Origin of the sequence: Leisingera sp. ANG1 (assembly GCF_000203975.2) — a bacterium.
Classification (GTDB): Bacteria; Pseudomonadota; Alphaproteobacteria; order Rhodobacterales; family Rhodobacteraceae; genus Leisingera.
The window spans coordinates 469771-490815 of record NZ_AFCF02000003.1 but is presented as its reverse complement, the minus strand read 5'-3'; the positions used below and the strand labels follow the sequence as shown (position 1 = coordinate 490815).

At 64.8% G+C, this 21045-nt stretch carries 20 protein-coding genes; 9 read left to right on the top strand and 11 right to left on the bottom strand.

All coding sequences use genetic code 11. From position 1 onward, the window contains the following. Positions 1-513 precede the first annotated feature (513 nt). From GC1_RS08350 to GC1_RS08335, 4 genes are all read right to left on the bottom strand, one after another. Positions 514-1287 (bottom strand): LamB/YcsF family protein, encoded by a 774-nt coding sequence (locus GC1_RS08350; RefSeq protein ID WP_019296443.1) that lies wholly within the window; start codon positions 1285-1287, stop codon positions 514-516. Further along, positions 1284-2315: a biotin-dependent carboxyltransferase family protein gene (locus GC1_RS08345; RefSeq protein WP_019296444.1), complete on the bottom strand. Its 1032-nt coding sequence runs from the start codon at positions 2313-2315 to the stop codon at positions 1284-1286. Before GC1_RS08345 ends, GC1_RS08350 begins: the two co-directional genes overlap by 4 nt. After that, positions 2312-3064 (bottom strand): 5-oxoprolinase subunit B family protein, encoded by a 753-nt coding sequence (locus tag GC1_RS08340; protein WP_019296445.1) that lies wholly within the window; start codon positions 3062-3064, stop codon positions 2312-2314. Before GC1_RS08340 ends, GC1_RS08345 begins: the two co-directional genes overlap by 4 nt. Positions 3065-3175: 111 nt before the next feature. Then, complete coding sequence (locus tag GC1_RS08335) at positions 3176-4573, bottom strand: methyl-accepting chemotaxis protein (protein ID WP_019296446.1); 1398 nt, start codon at positions 4571-4573, stop codon at positions 3176-3178. 446 nt (positions 4574-5019) lie between these two features. Here GC1_RS08335 and GC1_RS08330 point away from each other — a divergent pair, with 446 nt between their 5' ends. The 3 genes from GC1_RS08330 to GC1_RS08320 are packed head-to-tail and all read left to right on the top strand — an operon-like array spanning position 5020 to position 6957. Continuing rightward, positions 5020-5322: a hypothetical protein gene (locus GC1_RS08330; protein ID WP_019296447.1), complete on the top strand. Its 303-nt coding sequence runs from the start codon at positions 5020-5022 to the stop codon at positions 5320-5322. Then, entirely contained in the window at positions 5295-6494 is a 1200-nt protein-coding gene (locus GC1_RS08325; RefSeq protein WP_019296448.1) for a sensor histidine kinase, read from the top strand. The genes GC1_RS08330 and GC1_RS08325 overlap by 28 nt, the downstream gene beginning before the upstream one ends. Before the next feature lies 1 nt (position 6495). Continuing rightward, positions 6496-6957, top strand: a complete 462-nt coding sequence (locus GC1_RS08320; protein ID WP_019296449.1) for a response regulator — start codon at positions 6496-6498, stop codon at positions 6955-6957. Here GC1_RS08320 and GC1_RS08315 read toward each other — a convergent pair. Together GC1_RS08315 and GC1_RS08310 are read right to left on the bottom strand one after the other, a co-directional pair. Beyond that, a complete protein-coding gene (locus tag GC1_RS08315; protein ID WP_019296450.1) occupies positions 6954-7643 on the bottom strand; it encodes an alpha/beta family hydrolase in 690 nt (229 codons plus the stop codon). The genes GC1_RS08320 and GC1_RS08315 overlap by 4 nt on opposite strands. Positions 7644-7751: 108 nt before the next feature. Further along, on the bottom strand, positions 7752-9809 hold the full coding sequence (locus GC1_RS08310; protein WP_019296451.1) for a putative bifunctional diguanylate cyclase/phosphodiesterase: 2058 nt from the start codon (positions 9807-9809) through the stop codon (positions 7752-7754). Positions 9810-10134: 325 nt separating this feature from the next. Between GC1_RS08310 and GC1_RS08305 the strand changes: the two genes are divergently transcribed. Genes GC1_RS08305 through GC1_RS08290 form a run of 4 tightly spaced genes read left to right on the top strand, consistent with a single transcriptional unit; the run spans position 10135 to position 13990 of the window. Continuing rightward, positions 10135-10752: a paraquat-inducible protein A gene (locus GC1_RS08305; RefSeq protein ID WP_019296452.1), complete on the top strand. Its 618-nt coding sequence runs from the start codon at positions 10135-10137 to the stop codon at positions 10750-10752. Continuing rightward, positions 10719-11363: a paraquat-inducible protein A gene (locus GC1_RS08300; protein WP_019296453.1), complete on the top strand. Its 645-nt coding sequence runs from the start codon at positions 10719-10721 to the stop codon at positions 11361-11363. Before GC1_RS08305 ends, GC1_RS08300 begins: the two co-directional genes overlap by 34 nt. Further along, positions 11350-13431: an MlaD family protein gene (locus tag GC1_RS08295; RefSeq protein ID WP_019296454.1), complete on the top strand. Its 2082-nt coding sequence runs from the start codon at positions 11350-11352 to the stop codon at positions 13429-13431. Before GC1_RS08300 ends, GC1_RS08295 begins: the two co-directional genes overlap by 14 nt. Position 13432: 1 nt before the next feature. Further along, the gene (locus GC1_RS08290) at positions 13433-13990 is read left to right on the top strand and encodes a PqiC family protein (protein ID WP_019296455.1); all 558 of its coding nucleotides are present in this window, start codon (positions 13433-13435) and stop codon (positions 13988-13990) included. A gap of 44 nt (positions 13991-14034) precedes the next feature. Here GC1_RS08290 and GC1_RS21895 read toward each other — a convergent pair whose 3' ends face one another. The 3 genes from GC1_RS21895 to GC1_RS08275 form a co-directional block, all read right to left on the bottom strand. Then, the gene (locus tag GC1_RS21895) at positions 14035-15039 is read right to left on the bottom strand and encodes a peptidoglycan-binding domain-containing protein (protein ID WP_019296456.1); all 1005 of its coding nucleotides are present in this window, start codon (positions 15037-15039) and stop codon (positions 14035-14037) included. Further along, on the bottom strand, positions 15036-15296 hold the full coding sequence (locus GC1_RS08280; protein WP_019296457.1) for a DUF1127 domain-containing protein: 261 nt from the start codon (positions 15294-15296) through the stop codon (positions 15036-15038). The genes GC1_RS21895 and GC1_RS08280 overlap by 4 nt, the downstream gene beginning before the upstream one ends. Positions 15297-15361: 65 nt before the next feature. After that, positions 15362-16318, bottom strand: a complete 957-nt coding sequence (locus tag GC1_RS08275; protein ID WP_019296458.1) for a homocysteine S-methyltransferase family protein — start codon at positions 16316-16318, stop codon at positions 15362-15364. Between the two features lie 165 nt (positions 16319-16483). On the opposite strand from GC1_RS08275, the gene GC1_RS08270 reads away from it, so the two are divergent. Then, positions 16484-18049: a winged helix-turn-helix domain-containing tetratricopeptide repeat protein gene (locus GC1_RS08270; protein ID WP_019296459.1), complete on the top strand. Its 1566-nt coding sequence runs from the start codon at positions 16484-16486 to the stop codon at positions 18047-18049. On the opposite strand, the gene GC1_RS22435 is transcribed toward GC1_RS08270, so the two are convergent. After that, positions 18021-19061 carry a hypothetical protein gene (locus GC1_RS22435; RefSeq protein ID WP_019296460.1) on the bottom strand — a complete coding sequence of 347 codons (1041 nt, stop codon included), beginning with the start codon at positions 19059-19061 and terminating at the stop codon, positions 18021-18023. The genes GC1_RS08270 and GC1_RS22435 overlap by 29 nt on opposite strands. 118 nt (positions 19062-19179) lie before the next feature. Further along, positions 19180-19794: a TetR/AcrR family transcriptional regulator gene (locus tag GC1_RS08260; protein ID WP_019296461.1), complete on the bottom strand. Its 615-nt coding sequence runs from the start codon at positions 19792-19794 to the stop codon at positions 19180-19182. A gap of 102 nt (positions 19795-19896) precedes the next feature. On the opposite strand from GC1_RS08260, the gene GC1_RS08255 reads away from it, so the two are divergent. Further along, positions 19897-21045 (top strand): efflux RND transporter periplasmic adaptor subunit, encoded by a 1149-nt coding sequence (locus GC1_RS08255; RefSeq protein WP_019296462.1) that lies wholly within the window; start codon positions 19897-19899, stop codon positions 21043-21045.

Sequence of the window (21045 nt, the reverse complement as noted above, 5' to 3'; positions counted from 1 at the left end):
GCCAATCCCTCAGCGCGCCCGCCCGCAAAATCTCCAAAATGACCCAGTCTCTCCTGAGCGTCCAACCGTCTCTCCGGTCCGTCTCCCGTCCAACTCAGCGTCGCCGCCGCCCCGTCCGGTGTGTCTCAGCTGCGCCTCAGCGCCGCCGGTGAGGGGTGTTCTATGGTTAGCGCCGGAGAGTCGCAACCCCTTTTTTGAAGTTTCTATGACTTTTTGCTTGCGGCGGCAATAAATCATTATTTTTCAAGTAGTTATGACCCAGGAAAAGCTGCGCGCGCGGCGGGGAAACGGGCTTTCAGCGGGCCGGGAGAGAACAGGCAGAACCGCCCTTTGATTGCGCCCCACTAGATGTTGGGGGGTATGACCGTAACATATACAAGCCGGACGGAGTCCAGCGAGTCGGCTGGAGTCGAATCCGATGGCGCAAGCGCCGCGATTCCCGGGGTTTTCCCGGTCTGAGGCCAAAAAATCTGCCTCAGACCCTGCACCCCCAAGTGCGTCCCTTGCCGCGCCTCAGTCCCGGCGGCCAGGGAATTGCCGGATTGCGATCCCGCCTGCGGTCAGGCTGCTGCGGACGGAGGCGGCGAGTTCCACTGCCTCGGCTGTATCACCGTGCAGGCAGATGGTGTCGATCGCCGCCGGGATACGCTTGCCGCTCTCGGTGATGATCGCCCCCTCCTGGACCATTTTCAGGATGCGCGGCCCGGCCAGGTCCGGGTCGTGGATCACCGCCCCCGGCTGCGAACGGTCCACCAGGGTGCCATCGTCATTATAGGCGCGGTCGGCGAAGATCTCGCCGCACCAGTTGCAGCCCAGCTCGCGCACCACCTCTTCCATGGCGGTTGCGGCCAGCACCATGATGATGATGTCAGGGTCCACATCCAGCGCCGCCTCGTAGCAGGCCCGTGCCATTGCGTGATCGACGCAGGCCATATTGGACAGCGCGCCATGCAATTTCAGGTGCCGCACCTGAGTGCCGGCAGCCTGCGCCATGCCCCGGGCGGCGCCCAGCTGATAGCGGATCATATTTGCCAGGGTGCCGTGCGGCACATGCATCCGGCGGCGGCCGAAGCCCTGCAAATCCAGGAACCCCGGGTGGGCGCCGATGCCGACGCCATTGTCCCGCGCCAGCGCCATGGTCCGCGCCATCACATCCGGATCGCCCGCGTGAAAGCCGCAGGCGATATTGGCGGAGGAGACGATGCCAAGAAGCGCGGCATCATCGCCCATATTCCAGGGGCCGAAGCTTTCGCCCATGTCGGCGTTCAGGTCGACTGTTTTGGTCATGCGGTTTCTCCCGTCGCATAAGGGTCCGCCTCCGCCGAGACGGCCCCGCTGATCAATTGATAGGACAGCAGGTCCCGGACCGCCGCAGGATCGCGCACCAGCGGGCGGCAGGCTGCAGGCAGGCCTTTGAGTGATTTTTCGAATTTGGCCTGGATTTCCAGCCCTTCCTCCAGGCTGACCCAGCGAAAGTGCAGCGCAGCGCCGGCTTGGGCCTGTGCAACCATGGGCAAGTCGCAGGGCAGCACGGTGCCGATGCGGGGATAGCCGCCGGTGGTCTGGCACTCACGCAGCAGCACAAAGGGCTTGCCGTCGCCGGTCATCTGCACATCACCGGGCAGGATCACCTCGGACAGGATATTGAGCTGGCCTTCGGCGGCAAACCCTTCCCCTTCCGAAACCATTTCGACTCCCATCCGGTTGGCGCGGCTGCCGCGGCTGAAACCCGTGGCAGCGAAACGGGCGCGGACTTCTTCAGGGAACAAATGACTCTGGAAGCTTTCCATGATCCGCAGTTCGCCGCCCTTGAACCGCTCGTCAGCCGCCAGCACCAACCCGGTTTCACTGTTTTGATCCGGGTCCGCTGGCAGCAGGCCGCCGGCTTCTGCCGTCCGGCCCAGCCCGGCCATCACATGCACGGCTCGGGCGCCCAGCAACGGCCCGGTGGCGATGCCGCCGCCAAGATGCAGGTAGCCGTAGACGCCCGAGCGGGCAGCACCAATGGTCAGGCGCTGGCCAGCCTCCATCCGGTGAGAGGCATTCCAGGCCAGTGCTTCGCCATCCAGCGCCGCCGCCATCGGCGCGCCGGTCAGGGCAATGCGCAAGGGGCCGGTGGCCTCAAACTCGCCGCCCATGCCGCCCATTTCCAGCGCCGCCAGACCCGGATCCTGCCGCAAGAGCGCCGCGCCTTCGGCCAGCGCCAGGGTGTCAGCGGCACCGCCCTGGGATATCCCCTGCCCCAGCAGTCCGGGGCGGCCCATGTCCTGCACCGATGCAGCCGGGCCGATGCGGAGAATTTTCAGGCCGCTCATGCTTGGATCTCCTGCGCTGCCGCTCCGCCGCGCAGCGGGTCAGCGTCACAGAGCTTCAGGAACTCCGTCTTGGACACCGGTTCAAACTGCATCTCGTCACCGGGGCGCAAGGCAAAGGGCTGCTCTGCACCCGGCTGGAACAGTGTCATCCCGGTCTGGCCGACATGGCGCCAGCCTGTTGGCGCCGGGTTGGAAAACAGCACGAACTGGCGGATCGCCTGCACCAGCGCACCACGTGGCACCATCGGGGTCAGTTCTGTCTGCCGCGGCAGATCCCATTCCGGCCCCAGGGAGCCGAGGTAGGGCTGGCCGGGCGCAAAGCCGATGGTCAGCACCCGCACCCGCGCCGCACTCAGACTGTCAATGGCTTGCGCTTCGCTCATCCCCGCGGCATCCGCAGCCTCCCCCAGCTGCGGCGCCAGATCGGTGCCGTAAACGGTGGGCACCCGCCAGAACCGGCGCCCTACCGGCAGCGGCGCTTGCAGCCAGTCCTGCACTGCAAGCAGCTCCTGCAGCGCCGCCTCCAGCCTCTCGTGCGGCAGCAGTGACGGTTCAAACCGGACAAAGACCGAAGCCAGCGAGGCCATGGTCTCCACCACGCCCTCCAGCTTCAGCGCCTCAACCGCGGTACGGAAAGCCAGCGCCGCCCGGTTGGAGGCTTCATTCAGGCTGCCGCCGAAGCTGACCAGAATGCCGCTCAGCCCAGCCCGCCGGATCAGCGGATATGCAGCCGCATCCTGGCTGTCCATGTATACACCCCGTCATTTTTGCGGCCAGCGTTGCGGCACCGGCGGGGCGTGTCAACACGTCAATTCAGGTAACTCCGCGGGGTATCCGGGAACCGGCCTCAATCAGCAGCCTCAGAAGTCATCCCAGCCCTGCGCCGCGGGCAGCGCCTCTGGCGCAGGTGCCGGTGCCGGGCGCTGGAAGGCGATCACATCTGCCGCCGGGGCCGCAGCCCCGCAACCGCTGAACTTGGACACTTCGCGGGTCAGCTGGCTGGCGTCGGACGACAGCTGATGGCTGGCGGCAGAGGTCTCTTCCACCATCGCCGCATTTTGCTGGGTCACCTGATCCAATTGCGAAACACCCAGGTTGATCTCGCTCAGAGACGTAGCCTGCTCCTTGGCACCGGTGGCAATGCCGCTGATGTGACTGGAGATGGTGCCGACGCTGCCGATGATCTGCTTCAGCTCCGCACCGGTGCGGCCCACCAGGTCAACACCGCTGGCCACCTGCTGCTTGCTTTCGCTGATCAGCTGCTTGATCTCGCCTGCTGCCCCGGCAGAGCGCTGCGCCAGCGCCCGCACCTCGGAGGCCACAACCGCGAACCCGCGACCCGCATCGCCGGCCCGCGCTGCCTCAACACCCGCGTTAAGCGCCAGCAGGTTGGTCTGAAAAGCGATGTCATCGATCATGCCGATGATCTTGGCGATTTCCTCCGAGGAATTCTCGATCTGCGACATCGCCGCTACCGCGTCCTCGACCACCCGTCCGCTGCGCTCCGCCGCGGTCTTGGCCTCGCTGACGATGCCTTCCACCTTCTCTGCGCCCTCGGCCGCAGAATGCACGGTAGAGGTCAGCTCCTCGATGGCCGCCGCGGTTTCCTCAAGCGTTGCCGCCTGGCTTTCGGTGCGCTGCGACAGGTCGCTGGCCGAACGCGAGATCTCATCCGCCGTGCGCCCCACCGCATCCGATACTTGGGTAACAGCACCAAGTGCCGTTTGCAGCTGCTCAGCTGACCGGTTGAACGCCTCGCCCAGTGCCGCAATATCCGCCTGCTCTGACAATGTGACCCGGACTCCCAGGTCGCCCTGGCTCATCGCGTCCAGCCCGCGCGCAATTTCCTGCAGTCCGCGGCGGCGCACAGTTACTTCTGTTGCGACTTTCACCACCTGCACAACGGTGCCATCCGGCCCTGTAACCGGCGCATATGTTGCCTGAATCCAGATGGTCTCCCCGGTCTTTGTCACCCGCGGAAACTGATCGGTGAACACCCGGCCCGACGCCAGTTCCTGCCAAAACGCCTTATACTCCGCGCTGGCTGCAAGATCAGGTGCGACGAACATCGCGTGATGCTTGCCCGCAATTTCTTCCAGACTGTAACCCATCGCAGCCAGGAAATTGGCGTTTGCGGTCAAAATGGTGCCGTCCGGCTTAAACTGGATCGTGGCCTGGGTGCGGTCGACCATTCCGCCAATGATTTCGGCGCTGCTGGCCTGTTCTGCGGGCTTGGCCGGCTTGGATCTGAAAAACATTCTACCTCTCTGCACGTTCCTGATTCTAAAGGGAGTCGCGCAAAGCTAGCGTCAAACCGAGAGAAAATTCTTAACCCCGGCAGGTTTGCCTCTGCCGCCCCTTGCAGGCCCGGAACGGCCCTGACCGCTCCCCTTTGCAGCACCGCGCAACGCCTTGGCCGCAGCCTCCGTGAGGACAGCATCAAAAAGCACGCCGCAACCACCCTGAGTTGTGCGTATTTGCAATTTGATAACCAGGGTCAGCTCTCATGGCCCCAATCAGAACAGAAGACCGCAGAACAGCCGCCTCACTGTTGGCATGCGCTCATCCTCAAGAACAACCTTAGATTGCATTTTTCTTGATATGGCGGACTGAAACTGTAACGTGATCAGGCAATCAGCCCGCGGCAAACCATCGCTTTTGCCGGGTTTCTGGCATCTGCATCGAAAAAGGGACCGCAACAGATATGACATTTGCCCCCCAAACCCGCGCCCATCAGCAGCCGCTCTGGCCCCTTTCGACTGAACAGCGCGCCCATTTTGCTGCAGCCTTTATGGTAGCCGCCGGGTTTCTGTTCGACTACCTGACACCGCTGGGGGTAGCGGCCGGGCTGATCTATGCCGGGGTTGTCCTCTGCACCATCTGGGCAGAAAAACCCGAAACCGCCTATGTCTATGCAGCAGCGGCAACCGCACTGACATTGCTTGGCTATGTGCTGTTTCACCGTGCAGGCATCAACGAATGGGTCGTTCTGACCACAGAGGGCTGACAGTTCTGGCGCTTTGGGCCTTTGCCTATGTCGTCTGCCGCCAGAAAACCGCTCTGATTTCCCTGGAACGCAAACAGACTGAGCTCACGGCGATACACGACAACAGTATCGAAGGGATGATCACCATCGACACCAAGGGCAGAATTCAGGACTTCAACCGCGCCAGCCAGAAGATCTTCGGCTACAGTGCTGCGGAGGTGGCAGGCAAGAACATCAGCATGCTGATGCCATCCCCCCACCGGGCGGGACACGACGGCTACATCAGCACCTATTTCAAAACCGCGCAGCCAAAATTCATCGGCGCCGCCCGCGAGGTGCAGGGCCAGCGCAAGGACGGCAGCATCTTCCCGCTCACGGTATCCGTAAGCGAGGTCCGGGTGGGTAATCACATCCTGTTCAGCGGCATTGTCCGCGACATCACCGAACAGAAGCGCAAAGAGGCGGAGCGGGAAAAATTTATTGAGGACCTTTCCCGGTCAAACCGGGACCTGGATGAATTTGCCTATGTGGCCTCGCACGATCTGCGGGCACCATTGCGGGTGATCGACAATGCCTCCACTTGGCTGGAGGAGGATCTGGCGGAAACCCTGGACGAGGACAGCCGCGAAAACCTGCAGCTGCTCCGCTCCCGGGTGTCACGGATGGACCGGCTGCTCGACGACCTGCTCGAATACTCCCGGATCGGGCGCAAGACCGACCACCGGTACCAGCAGCTGATGCCGGGGTCTGAGCTGATGCAGGAGGTGCTGCTGCTGGTTGACCAGCCGGAGGGTTTCACGATCCGCATAGACCCCGCATTCGAGGGCATCCAGCTGGTGAACATGCCGCTGAAACAGATCTTTGCCAACCTCATCTCCAACGCGATCAAGCACAGTGAAACCGGCACCGGCGCGGTGGATGTGACGCTGCAGGATGGAGGCAGCCACTGGGTCTTCTCAGTGGCTGACGACGGTCCCGGTATTGAAGAAAAATACCATGAGCAGATCTTCAAGATGTTCCAGACCCTGCAGTCGCGGGACAAGGTGGAGGGCAGCGGCATGGGCCTCTCCATTGTTCAGAAACATGTGCAGCAGGCGGGCGGCACGATCTCAGTGCAGTCCGCTTTGGGGGAGGGGTGCACATTCCGCTTCACCTGGCCCAAGCAGCGGCCCGCCGCAACGGAGGGCAACTGACATGCAGGGCTTTACCGGCGCGCGCGCCCTTCAGAAAGAGCTGAAGATCCTGCTGGTGGATGACGATGACGGCGATGCCAAGGCGGTGCTGCGCGCCTTCCGCAAGGCCAACATCGCAAATGAGATCACCCGGGCCGTTGACGGCATCGCCGCGCTGGACATCCTCCGCGGCACCGGCGGAAAGGCCCCACTCACACCGCCCTATGTGCTGCTGGCCGACATCAACATGCCGCGGATGAACGGTATCGAGCTTGTCAGGGAGCTGCGCAATGACCCGGAATTGCACAGTTCGGTGGTGTTCTTTCTGACCACGTCCAGCGATCAGCAGGACATTGCAGCAGCCTACAACCTGAACGCCGCGGGCTATATCGCCAAGGAAACCGCCGGGCGCGATTTCCTGCAGCTTGTCAACATGATGGACCGTTACTGGCGGATCATCGAACCGCCTGCACCGGAACACTAACCGCCGGGTGCACGGCCTCTGCTCCTGGACTTGCCCGCACTTTCCTGCGCCAGCTCCTTGGCCCAGCCGGCAGCCGCCGCGCAGGCCGCCTCCAGATTGTGCTCCTGCCCGAACCCTGTCACCGTCTTGCGCGGCTTCAGATCATGGTCGCCATCCTCCAGCCAGCACAGGCTGATTGCAGGCGGCAGCGCGTAGCCCGCCACGTCTTCCCGGGTGCCGAAGGGATCGCGGCTGCCCTGACAGACCAGCGCAGGCGTTTTCAGCGTCTCCAGATGCGCTGTCCGCAACCGCTCAGGCTTGCCCGATGGATGAAACGGGTAGCCAAGGCAAAGAAGGCCGCAGATGCGCCCTTCAGAAAAGAGCCCATCAGCAACCAGGCTCGCCACCCGGCCCCCCATGGATTTGCCGCCGATGATCAGCGGGCCCTCGCAGGCGAAACGGCTGACCGCGCTGAGAAACTCCGCCTGCAGCAGGTCCACCTTTGGCGGCGGCCGTTTCACCCCGCCGCTGCGCCGCGCCGCCATATAGGCAAATTCAAACCGCGCCACCCGCAGCCCCCGGCTTGCAAGGCCCGAAGCGATTGCCGCCATGAACGGAGTATCCATGGGCGCCCCCGCGCCATGTGCCAGCAGGACCGTCGGACAGCCATCGCCGCCGCCGTCCAGAAGAAAATCAATATCCGCCAAACCCGTGCTCCCCGCAACCGCCCGGCCGGGAGGTTAGCAGCTTGCCGCAGGCGCGGCATCCCCTGCGGCAGTTTCACTCCGGACCGCCGCCCGGACCCTGGCCCTGCGTCAAGCAGAGTGCTTCCTGACGTCACCGCCTTCGCCGCAGGCAATCCGCCGCATTTCCTCCTGGCTCATCGGAGTCCCGAAATAGAACCCCTGGACAGAGGCGCATTTCTCCGCCTGCAGGAAATGCAGCTCATCCTGGTCTTCCACCCCTTCGGCCAGAACCGGGATGTTCAGGGCGGATCCCAGCAGCAGCGTGGAGCGGACAATTGCCGCGCTCTGCGCATTCCGGTGCACGCCCTTCACAAAACTCTGGTCGATCTTGATCTTGTCGAACGGAAAGGTTTGCAGGGTGGCCAGCGAGGAATAGCCGGTGCCGAAATCATCCATCGCAATGCGGACGCCGTAGTCTTTCAGCTGATGCATGACCTTCAGAGTATGCGCCTGATCGTCGATGATGCTGGATTCGGTGATTTCCAGCTCCAGCCGCTCCGGCGACAGACCGGTTTCCAGCAGGATGTCCATCACGTCCTCGACAAAGGACGGCTGCACCAGCTGCTGCGGCGCCACATTGACCGCCACCTGAAACGGCCGTTCCCATGTTGCCGCCTCCTTGCAGGCTTCCCGCAGGACCCAATGGCCGATCTCGCGGATCAGGCCGGTTTCCTCAGCCACCGGGATGAACTCGCTCGGACCGACACGGCCGCGGGCGGGATGGTTCCAGCGCAGCAGCACTTCAAAGCCAACCGGCTCCAGGCTCGTGATGTCATTCTGCAGCTGGTAGGCCAGCTCGAACTGCCCGCCAGCGCAAGCCAGCCGCAGATCGTGGACCAGCTGCAGCTTCTCCCGGCTCTGGCGGTCCATGTCCTCGCTGAACTGGCAGATCGCACCAGACGGATCTGATTTGGCCCGGTACATCGCCAGATCGGATTTGTGCAGCAGCTCCAGCGGATCGCGGCCCTCCTTCAGGCTGGTGGCCACCCCGATGGCCGCGCCCACCCGGACCGAAACATCCGCCAGGTCGATCGGCTCGATGACCGAGGCGTGCAACCGTTCGGCAAAGGCCAGCACCTGCTCGATCCGCCGGAACCCCTGTTTGACCGCAACAAATTCATCGCCCCCAACCCGCGCGATATACTCATCCGGCCCCTGCTGCCGGGTCAGCCGCAGGGCCACAGCTTGCAGCACCTGGTCGCCAACCGCGTGGCCATGCAGGTCGTTCACCTCCTTGAACAGGTTCAGGTCGATGGTCAGCACCGCCGCGCGTTCGGTCTCGTCCTTCTGCAGGCGCTCCGCCAGATCGGCGAGGAACTGAGTCAGCCACATCCGGTTGGGCATTCCGGTCAGCGGATCGTGCAGGGCCGCATGCGCCAGTTTCCGCCGCGCTTCGCTCTCAACATTGGTCTCGATGCTGGCAGAGGCGAAGCCAACCAGCAGGATCAGCCCCATCACCCCGAAAATCAGCATCCCCATTACCGCGTCCGAAATGACTTCCTCAGGCACATCCACCAGCGGGCTGAGCCGGACATTGATGGCGCTCATGCCGGTGAAATGCATGCCGCAGATGGCCCCCACCAGCAGCACCGTTGCCAGCACCCAGTTCCGCCTGCCCAGCCCCGGCCGGGCGGCGAAGAGATACCCCCAGGCGCCCAATCCCATGCCTATTGCAAGCGACAGTGCCCGGTAACCCGGTTCCCACTGCAGCTCGCCCGGAATCAAATAGGCCTGCATGCCCGTGTAATGCATCACGGAAACCGCCAGCCCGAACACCGCCCCGGCCAGCAGCGCCGCATGGCGCCCGGTGTTAAAGGCCAGCACCGTGTTGGCCGCCAGCACCCCCAGCACCCCTGCCAGCAGCGACAGGCCGGTCACCAGCGGCTCATAGCCGTGCTCAAACCCAGGCTCATATGCCAGCATCGCAATGAAATGCGTCGACCAGATCGTTGCCCCGGCGATCATGCTCGACAGGCCCAGCTGCACCAGCCGCCGCCGCTCCCGCGCGCCATTCAGCCGGTTGGTCAGGCGCACGCTCAGGCAGACCCCGGTGACACAGACCAGGGCCGCGACGGCCACAAGCACATAGTTGTGCTGCTGCGTTAGGCAATCCAGAATACGGTACATCGGTTTCTCCAGGGCCGGCTTACACTGCAACAGCCAGAATTCCGCCGAAACCTTAAGGAATGGCGAAATCGGCGGCGCCGGCAGTGCCGCCAGCCTCCTGCATTTATTGCAAATACCAGGCTATTGCCTGCCTGCGCCCGCCGCCGGTCCGCGCACTCAGCTGCAGATACGGCCTCCGCGCAGCTGCGCACAACTGGCGCACCTGCCCTGCCTGCCGGCAAAAACCGATTGAAATTCTTGCGTTCCAGGCCTCAAGTGGGCGACAGGACACCAGCCGCTGCCAGGGAGGCGCAGCGGCCTGCGTCCGCGACCGGAGACAGGTAGAATGGACTCTAAACAGCTGATTGCCTGCCCCACCTGCGACGTGCTGCACCGCGACCAGGACGTGCCTGCCCATTCCGTGGCCCGCTGCGCCCGCTGCGGCACGGTGCTGGCGGCGCCGAAGTCCGGCGCCATGACCCGGATTGCGATGCTGTCGCTGACCGCGCTGATCCTGCTGGCCGCCGCGGCGGTCTTTCCGTTTCTGGAGCTGAGCGCCCAGGGTCTGTCGCATCAGGCGTCGGTTCTGGACGCAGTGCTGGCCTTTTCACAAGGCCCGATGGCGCCCCTGTCGCTGGCAACCGGCTTGCTGATCGTGCTGCTGCCCGCCGCACGCTACGGCGCGCTTGTCTATACCCTGGCGCCGATGGCCCTGGGCTGGCGCCCCGCCCCGCACGCCTTCGCCGCCTACCGCTGGGCCGAACGGCTGAAACCCTGGGCGATGGCAGAGATTTTCATCATCGGTGTGGCCGTCGCACTGGTCAAAGTCTCCGGCCTGGCACGGGTCGGGCTGGGTCCGGCCTTCTGGGCTTTTGCCGCCCTTCTGGTGGTGACCATCCTGACCGACAACGCAATTTGCAGGCTGACCGTATGGAAGACCCTCAGAACCCGCAGCGCTTCCTGACCGCCGCGGCGGCGGGGCTGGCTGGCTGCCGCGCCTGCGGCACCGCCAACCCGGGCGGCGCACAGGCCTGCGCCTGCTGCGGCAGCCCGCTGCAACCCGCCGCTGCAGACAGCTTGCAGCGGGTCTGGGCCTGGCTAGCCGCCGGGCTGATCGCTTATGTGCCCGCCAATACCTACCCGATGCTGCGCACCACCGCATTTGGCCGCACCTCCGAGAACACCCTGATCGGCGGCATCGCCGAACTGTTCAGCCACGGCTCCTATGCGGTGGCGCTGATTGTGTTCCTGGCCTCCATTGTGATCCCGGTCGCCAAATTCCTGGCCATCGGCTATCTCGCGGTCTCGGTCCGCAGGCCCGCCGCCCTTGGCAGCCACGGCCGCCTGGTGCTTTATGAGGTTGTTGAATTTATCGGGCGGTGGTCGATGATTGACGTCTTTGTGGTGGCCATCCTGACCGCCCTGGTGCAGCTGGATTTCGCCGCAGCCATCGCCCCCGGCATGGCGGCGGTCAGTTTTGCATTATCGGTTGCCTTCACCATGCTGGCCGCCCAGAGTTTTGATCCGCGCCTGATCTGGGCTGCGGAAAGCGAGAATTTGAATGACCACGCCTGATCCCGCCCCGATGCAAGTCTCCGCCCGGCGCCCCTCACCCTGGCGCAACCTGTCGCTGGTCTGGCTGGTGCCTCTGGCCGCCCTGCTGGTGTCGCTGGGGGTAGCCTGGCAGGCCTATTCCGACCGCGGCGTGCTGATTTCCATCAGCTTCGAAAACGCCTCCGGCATTGCCGCCAATGAAACCACGGTGCGCTACCGCGACGTGGTGATCGGCCGGGTTGAGAAGGTTGGCTTTTCCAGCGATCTCAGCAAGGTCTCCGTGCAGGCCCGCATCGACAAGGATGTCGCCCCCTATCTGGATGCAGATGCCGCCTTCTGGGTGGTCCGCCCGGAAGTCTCGGCGCGCGGCATCTCCGGCCTCAACACCGTGCTGTCGGGCGTCTACATCGAAGGCAGCTGGGATCAGGACCCCGGCCTCCCGCAGACCGTATTCGAGGGCGCTGACCGGGCGCCGCTGGCGCAGCCAGGACGCGGCGGGCGGCGGATCACCCTGCGCACCGACGACGGGCGGATGGTGTCCGAAGGCGCACCGGTGCTGTTCCGCGGCATTGAGGTCGGACGCCTGGAAAAGCCGCGCCTGACGGTCAGCGGCGACAGTATCGTCGTTGATGCCTTCATCGAGGCGCCGCATGACCGCCGCATCAATTCCGCCACCCGGTTCTGGGACAGCTCCGGCTTCTCAGTCTCGATTGGCCCCAGCGGCTTGTCGCTGGACGTGGACAGCATCGCCTCGCTGGTGGCCGGCGGCATCGAATTCGGCTCCGTGTTCGACGGCGGCAATCCGGTCGGCCCCGGCACCGTCTTCGACATCCACGCAGACGAGGCCGCGGCCCGCCGCACCGCTTTTGCCCGCACCCTGTCCGGCGGCGTCGCCGTCTCGGTCGCCTTTGACGAGTCCGTCGCGGGTCTTGCCAGCGGCGCCGCCGTTCAGCTGCGCGGCGTCAAGGTAGGCGAGGTCAGCAGCCTCAACGCCTCCATCCGTGACAGCGGCGAGGCTGAGGTGCAGCTGATTGCCAAGCTGCTGCTGGAACCGGCGCTGATGGGCCTGCCGCGCGGCGCGGGCGAGGCCGAGGCGCTCGATTTCCTGGAACAGGCGGTCGAAAACGGCCTGCGCGCCCGGCTTGCCTCCGCCAGCCTCTTCAGCTCTGAGCTGATCGTCGAGCTGGTCACCCTGGAAGACGCCGCACCAGCGGATTTTGCCCGCAATGCCGAACCGTTCCCGCAGCTGCCCAGTGCGCCGTCGAACCTGCCGGATTTCACTGCCACCGCCGAAGGCATGCTGGACCGCATCAACGCGCTGCCGGTCGAGGAGCTGATGGCCCAGACCATCGCCACCCTTTCCAGCATTGAAAATCTGGCCGCCGCTGACAGCACCCGGCAGGCGCCCGCCGCCGCCCTGGCGCTGCTGGAAGACACCCGCGCGCTGGTCACCGATCCCGGAACCCGCGCCCTCCCGGGTGAGCTGCAGGCAGCAGTGGCGGATATGCGCGCCCTGCTGGCAGAGCTGCAGCAGGGCCGCGCCGCTGCCAATCTCGCGTCGGCGCTGGAAAAGGGCAGCGAAGCCGCGGCCGGCATTGCCGATGCCGCAGAGGATCTGCCCGCGCTGATCACCGCCTTCAACGCCCTGGCGGCCAAGGCCAATTCGCTGGAAACCGAAGAGCTGATCCGCTCTGCCCGCCAACTGATGATCAGCGCCGACGCGCTGATCGGCACTGAGGACGCCCGCGCCCTGCCCCCGGCCCTGACCGGCGCGCTGGAGGAGATGCAGGCCACGCTGGAGGAACTGCGCCAGGGCGGGCTGGTGGAGAACGCCAATGCCACCATGGCCTCTGCCCGCGGGGCCGCCGACACAGTGGCCGCCGCTGCCGAAGGCCTGCCTGCGCTCTCGGCCCGGCTGGAGCGCCTTGTGGCCCAGTCCGAAGCGCTGATCGCCTCCTACGGCGCCCGCTCCAGCTTCAACTCCGAAACCCTGGACGCGCTGCGCGAGATCAGAACCGCCGCCCGCGCGGTTTCGCAGCTTGCGCGCAAGATCGAACGCGACCCGAATTCCCTGCTGTTTGGAAGATAAGATGATTAAACGCCTGCCTTTGCTGATCCCTCTTGCCCTGCTGGCGGCCTGCGCCGGCGGCAACGATCCCCGATATCTGATTTCCTCCGCCCCCGGCGAAACCGTCGCCAACCTGCGCGCCCGCTCGATCGAGGTTCGGCTGGTTTCACTCCCCTCCTACGCTGCGGCCTCTGACATTGTCGCCGAGGGCGAAGGCGGCGCGCTGTTTGCACTGGATGGCGCGCAATGGGCGGATGACCCGGCCCGCGGCATGACCGCAGCCCTGGCCCGCGGCCTCAGCGAGCGCACCGGCGCCGCTGCCGCGATGGAGCCCTGGCCGCTGAACACCGGCCCGGACGTGCGCCTGGATGTGCGGGTGGATCAGGCCTATGCCCGCGCCGACGGGTTGTTTGAGCTTTCCGGCCAATTCGCCGTTTCCTCGCCCGAAGGCACCGTGCGGGAATTCGTGCAGCGCTTCGATATCGCCACGCCGGTCAGCGGCGAAGGTGCCGCCGCCACCGCTGATGCGCTGTCCCTTGCACTGGCAGAGCTGGCCCGGCAAATATCCCGGGCCATGTAGCAGCGCATCACTGGACGTTGGAGACCCCTCGTATTGCGCTGCCTTCAGGCTGAAAACCCGATCATTTTCCTGTGCCGCTTCTCAATTCCCCAGCAGGATTTCAGCTGGGCAATGCAAATTCGGGCGAGCTGCAGCAGCTTGGCGTATTGCGTCTTGGCCTTCTTCGCGATTTTCAGCAGCTCATCATCACGCACTTCGGTGAATTTGCGTTCAAAAGCCTCCTTGGTTTCGTTGAGAACCGCAAACTGCACTTCGTACTCGACATAGGCATTGTCTGTTTTCGACAGCATCTTGAGCGCCTCTTTGGCAAACTTGTGGACCTCAGGGTCTGCATGGCCGTAGCAGTCGCTATAAATCTCCTGCATCCGTTCCTTGACCGCCCTTAACCTCTGAGCGTTGCGGTTGAAGATCTTGCTGTAATCGGGCACTGGCCAGACCACCCGCCCGCGCTTGCTGATTGCGCTTTTGGTCTCGGATTCGATGCGGCCGATCTCGATGATATGGCCATAGAAAGCTGCGGACTGCTTGCTGAACAAATCCATCGTCTTCTTGGCCTGTGCGATCAGGGCCTGGCGTTTTCTGATCTCGGAGGCAGGCAGCTGGTCAAAGCGGTGATGCAGAAAGTCCGCATCGCACAGCGGATCGACCACACCGGCATAAACCGTGTCCAGCCGCTCGCCCGCCGCCAGCATTTCGTCATGCAGCACGCGGATGGAATAGGCCTTGTGCCCGGATGCCAGAACAAGACCCGCCTTCACGGTCTTGCGGGCCTTCATGTAGTGCTTGTCAACCTCCCGGCGCTCCGGCAGCAGGTCCGGCAGCGGCCACGTCACCGCCTTGCGGCCCAGCCCCAGCGCCGCCAGGGTATCGGTCCCGGCAATACCGCTGGCCTTCAGGCGGGCTTTCTTCTGGAACGCCTTGACCGCTCCTTCCGTCTTGCTGCCGAACTTGCCATCGGTTTTCAGCGCGGGTTTTGCACCGGCAGTGTTCAAGGCGCGCTGCAGCGCCTTGACCTGGGGTCCCTTGGACCCGTTCTTCAGCGTGCTCATGGCCGGAACTCCCAGTAAACATCCCGTCCGCGGCGCAGCTGGCCCCTGACATCGTGCCGTTCAAGCCCGATATCCTTCAGCAGCCGGGCATCAAGCTGTTCCAGATGCGCAATGTCCCGCCGCAGCTTCCATTCGCGGATCACCCGATTGCGCAGGCGCGCCCACAGGCCCGTCCGTCCCGGTGCCCGGGTCCCCGAAGTGCCGCCCGGAAGCCGCAGGTAATCAGATTGCGTGTAAGTGGTCTGGTAGAGTTTCATGTCTCATCTCCCTTGAAGGCCGGAGCGGGCTGCCGCTCCAGTCCGTTTCGTGTCCGGTTGAGGCCTCAGCCCGCCGCGGCGGCGGCATGGCGGCCGGCCGTGCAGACGTGTTCGACATGGCGGTGATCGGTGCCGCAGCAGCCGCCGACGACAGTCAGATTGGGCAGCAGATGCGCCAGATCCCGGTGCAGCGCGCCGAACTCCTGCGGATCGCCGTCATCCAGCTCCTCCGCCTCGTCCAGCTCGGCATGCGACAGCCGCGACGCATTGGCCCGCAGACCGCGGATGCGGGCGGTCCACTTGCCGCCCTCGGCCAGCACCCCGGTGAAATGGTCAGGATGCGCGCAGTTGATCATGAAATACGCAGCCGCCCCGCCGGTCTCCGCATCGACCTGTTCGACGGCGCCGCGCAGGCTCTGGCCGGAGGGCAGCCGGCCATCGGTTTCCACCGTGAAGGAGATCACCGCCGGAATTGCGGCACTGCGGGCCGCTTGGACGATGCCGATGGCTTCCTCCGCATAGGTCATGGTGATGGCAGAGACCATGTCGGCACCCATTGCGGCGAACCATTCAACCTGCGTCTGGTGATAGGCTTCCGCCTCCTCCGCGGTCAGGATTTCGCTGGGCGCATAGCCATCGCTGTGCGGCCCGATCACCCCGTTGATGACAAAGGGCGACTGCGGCGTCTCCAACGCGTCGCGCAGATCCCGCAGGGTTGCGACCGCAGTACGGTGAACTGCCTCCAGCTGCTCCCTGCCAACTCCCAGTTCCGCCGCCCACCGCGGGCTGGCGCGCCAGGTCGGCGTGTCCATCACAAAGCCGCGGCGGTTGCGGACCGCCAGGTCGGCAAACCCGCGCATGTAGCGGGCGATGGCCTCCCTGCCCTCGCGGGTCTCCAGCGCCATGAAGGCGGCAAACAGCGGCAGGCTGATCCCCTCATGGAACACCAGCGTTGTTTCCAGCCCGCCATCGGCGATCATTTGCTGGCCATTCAATTGCGGCAGCGCGTCACGGTATTTCATCTGCTTTCTCCAATGCTGCAGCCCGGGTGCGGGCAATGTCGTGCAGCATCTGGATAGGCGGCGGCGCGGGCTCAGACTTGCGCAGGATCTGAGCTTTTCCTGAGAAACCCTGAGCCTTCGCGCTAAGTACTTGCCTGCAAAGCCAGTCCGGAACCGGGAAACAGCATGAAATTCACCTTCAATGATTGCGAGCTCGACACCGGCCTGTTCCAGATTTCGCGCGGCGGGGTCCGGCAAAGCCTGACACCGCAGACCCTGCAGCTGCTGGAATACCTGATCCGCAACCGGGACCGGGTGGTGCTGAAGGACGATCTGGCCGGCGCGGTCTGGGACGGCCGCTTCATCACCGATGCGACCCTGTCAACCGCGATCAAGGAAGCCCGCCAGGCCGTCGGCGACAATGGCCGCGACCAGCACACCATCCGCACTATTCACGGCAAGGGCTTCCGGTTTGTGGCGCCGGTTGCGGAACCTGCCAGGGCCGCCCATCCTGCCGCCCGCAGCGGCCAGACTGTTCTGGCGGTGCTGCCGTTCCGCTGCCTGGGCAGCGATGCGGATAACGCCTTTGTCGGCGAATGCCTGACCGAGGACACCATCGCCAGCCTGTCCCGGTTCCGCGAGTTCACCTTGCTGTCGCACCGCACAACGGAACAGCTTGCAACGGACGGCATCTCAAACGCAGAGATGAGCCAGGCACATGGCGTTTCGCATGTTATCGAGGGCAGCGTCCGGCGCTCGGCAGAGCATTTGCGGGTGACGGTTCAGGTGACCGAGGCCGCCAGCGGCCATCTGGCCGCAACCGAGCAATTCGACCGCGGCGGCGGCACCGGCGGCCTCTTCGATATCCTCGAGGACATCGCACGGCTGATTGCCGGGCGCCTCGGCAGCCGCCATGGCGAAATGGCGGAGCAGATCGCCCAGGCCGCACCGGCAGGGCGCAGCCAGTCCTGGGACACCCTGCGCCTGATCTCCCGCTTCTACGAATATTACCGCTGCTACGACCCCGCGATCCACGCAGAGGCCCGCGACGGCCTATGCCAGGCACTGGAATCGGACACGGAGTCCGCCGAGGGCTGGGCGGCCTACGCCATGCTTCTGCTGGAAGAGTACCGCTATCATATCAACCCGCGTCCGGATACTGACGCGCTGGCACTCTGCGCGGCAGCGGCGCGCCGGGCCGTGGCCTGCGACAGCCTGAATGCCTTTGCACAGATGACGCTGGCGCTGGCGATCTTCTATCAAAAGGACATTGCAGGCTTCCGGGACGCTGCCGGCCGCGCTCTGGCACTGAACGCCGGCCATTGCGATGTACTGGCGGAAATCGGCTCCTGCTACCTGTTCCTTGGGGAATACGACCGCGCGGTTGAACTCCTGGACCGGGCCATCGACCTCAGCCCGGTGCACCCCGGCTGGTACCACTACGCCCGCTGCTGGCTCTATGCCAGCCAGGGGTTTTTCGAAGCGGCACTGGTCGAGGTGGAGCGGGTCCCGATGCCAGAGTTTTTCTGGTACCAGGCGCATCTGGCGTGGCTGCACGCGGAGCTGGACAACATGCAGGCCGCCGCCCGGGCGGTGGCGCAGATGCGGCAGATGTTCCCCGAATTCGAGCAGGTGGCGCTTCAGGAACTGGAGTTGACCAACATCAGCGCCGAACACGGCGCGGCGGCAATCAATGGCTGGCGAAAAGCCGGGCTCAACATCGCTACCGGGCCGTCCCTGACCCCGCCCTGAACACCCCCGGAACCGCAATCACGCCAGAGGCTGCGACCGCAACCGCCAGCGCCGGATATCCGCCAAGGGCAACCAGCAGGCTGCCCGCACCGCCGCCAAGCGCAAATCCCAGCAGATACCGCGCCATCCCGAACGGCGGTGAGTCCGTGGCTTCCAGATACAGTGGAAAAAACAGGAACAGCCCGAAGGCATTGAACAGGATCATCAGCCCCAGCGCGGTTTCGGAAAAGGCAGCATAAGTCAGCCCGCCCGCCAGCGCCGCGATCAGCAGCCCGGCAAGCTGCAGCCAGCGCCGCAGACGGCTGGAGGCCAGACCCGCAAGAAAAGACCCAAGCGCCGAGAACAGCAGGCTGGCCGCCAGCCAGCCGCTCAGGCTGCGGACACCCAGATCAATGGCAAACAGTTCCAGCAACGCCCAATAGGCACCCATCAAAACAAAAAAGGGAAACAGGCTGATGTCCTGCCCCCAGGCAAAAGCCCGGTAATCCGGGCGGCTTCCTGCTGGCACGGAACGTATCAGAATGGCCAGCTGGACAGCCGCCAAGGCAGCCAGGAACGGCAGCGAATTCAATCCCGCCAGTGCCAGAAAGACCAGCAGCACAAAGGACACCACGCACCCCAGGCTCATGCCATACCCGAACACCCGCAACGCCTTTTGGCTGTGCAGCCCAAGGGACAGGGGAACGGACAACACCACACCCATGGAAACGCCGGCCAGAACAGACCCTGCAACAAGAGAGGCCAGTCCGAACGCCGGAACCGCGGCGGCGCCAATCACGCAGGCCAGGACGGTCCCGGCGGCGATCCTTGGCCCGGACGGCCGCGGCAAACGCGGCCCTGCCAGGCAGCCAGCCGTCGCAGACAGAAGCAGCAGGCTCGCTACCAGTCCCGCCGCGGTGCTGCTGCTGCCGCTTTTTTGCGACAGCTCCGCCAGCCAGACCGGCATCGTGTTCAGCACGGTCACCGCGTAACCGATCAGCAGGATGGGAATCTTGGTCTCTGGATCGCGCAAATGTCCTGTTGCCCCGGTTCCGTGCCGCATGGCCGGGCAGGCAAACCGCCTGCCAGCCCCAAAGACTATAGCTCCCTGCGCCCATACCGCCAGAACGGACGCCCGGCCCGGCAGGCGCTTACGGCGCCAGGACGGCAGCGGAAACAAAATCCCACAACCCTTTTTGAACCTTGCGCATGGGCAGTTTGCTCAGCACGCAACGGTAGGCGCTGCCCTCCGCCACCTCGATGATCAGCTGTGCCGTCTCCCCCGGATCGGGCAGGCGGCGCAGGCCGCCTTCGGCAATTCCGCGCTCCAGCACCGCCGTCAGCGCAGCGGCCAGCTGCTCCCGGTTGTCCATGAACATCGCGGCAATGTCGGGCTTGCGAATGGCTTCGCCGGAAATTTCCAGCGTCAGGATCACGGTATCCGGATCCGCCAGGTATTTGGCATAGGCCGCCACAAACTTTTTCAGGACCTTCGGCGCCGGGGCCGGGCCGGCCAGCATCTTCAGAAACGGCGCCAGTTCCAGCCGCTCCAGCGCCGCGATTTCTGCCAGCACGTCATGCTTGCCCGGGAAGTGGTTGTAGAGATTGCCCAGGCTCACCCCGGCCTTCTTCGCAATATCCCGCACTCCGGTCTGGTGATAGCCGTTCTCCAGAAAGCACTCCAGCGCCGCCTCCAGGATCTGCGCCCGGCGCTGTGCAATTGCCTTCTCCCGTTTCGATGCGGCCTTGTCTTCTCCGGCAGGCATTTTTTCGGAACACTCCTTGAACGAACGATCGTTCACTGTATATGCCAGATAACACCGCCCCGCAAGGGGCAGTGATTCTGGTTTCGGCGGGAAAGGCAGCAGATGGCAAACACAACACCCAAGGCTCCGGTGCGGCGCGGCAGGCAATGGCTGTGGCTGGCCGTTTCGGTGGCGGTCCTGGCCGCGGTTGTCCTGCTGCTGTTTGAGACCGAGGACACCGCCGATGTGACCCGCACGGCAGCGCCGCCGCCTGCCCCAGCGGTTTCGGTCATTGCGGTTTCGCCCGGCCCGGCCCGGGCTGTTGTCTCCGCCTACGCCGAGCTGCGCCCGCGCTGGGATGCTGAACTGCGCTCTGCGGTCTCCGGCCGGATCCTAGCGGTACACGGCGGTGCACTGGCCGGCGCCCGGGCCGCCGAAGGCACGCCGTTGTTTTCCATCGAAAAAACCCGCTATGAAACCGCCGTTGCCGCGGCTGAACTGTCTCTGGAACAGGCCCGGCTTTTGTTGCTTCAGGCCCGGAACAAGGTGACTGTCGCCCAGCGGCAGTTTGCCCGCGACGGCGCCAGCCCGCCCAATGACCTGGCGCTTCACCTGCCGCAGCTGAGGATCGCCGAACGCAACGTGGCCGCCGCCAAGGCGCAGCTGCAGACCGCGCAGCGCGATCTGGCGGATTGCGAGGTCACGGCCCCCTTCTCCGGGTTTGTCACCCGCCGCCTGGCCAGCCTCGGCCAGACCGTAAACGCGGGCGATCCCCTGCTGCAGCTGGCCGATAACCGCCAGTTCGAAATCACCGCCGGGCTGAGCCAGGAGGACTGGAAGCTGCTGCAACAACCCGTCACCGGCCAGATGGCGGAGCTTTACCACCGCAACGGCCAGCCCCTCGGCCAGGCCCGGATCCGCCAGGGCGGCGGATTCCTCGATCAGAAAACCCGCCAGATGCGCATCTTTCTGGAGGTCACGGACCCGCAGCAGGCGGTGCTCGCGGGCGACTTCCTGCGCGTTGCCCTCCGCGGGCGGGAGCTTTCCAGCACCCTCACCCTGCCCGAAGGCACATTGACCCGGGCCGGGCATATCTGGCTGGTCGACGGCGCCGGCCTCCTGCAGCGCATCACCCCCAGGGTTCTGTTCCGGCACGGCGGGAACATCACCATCGCCGCGCCTGACGGCACCGGCCCCTGGCTGGTGGCCCGGACACCGCTGGCCTCCTTTCTGCCCGGCCAGCGCGTCAGCCCGAAACCGGCGGAGGGCTGA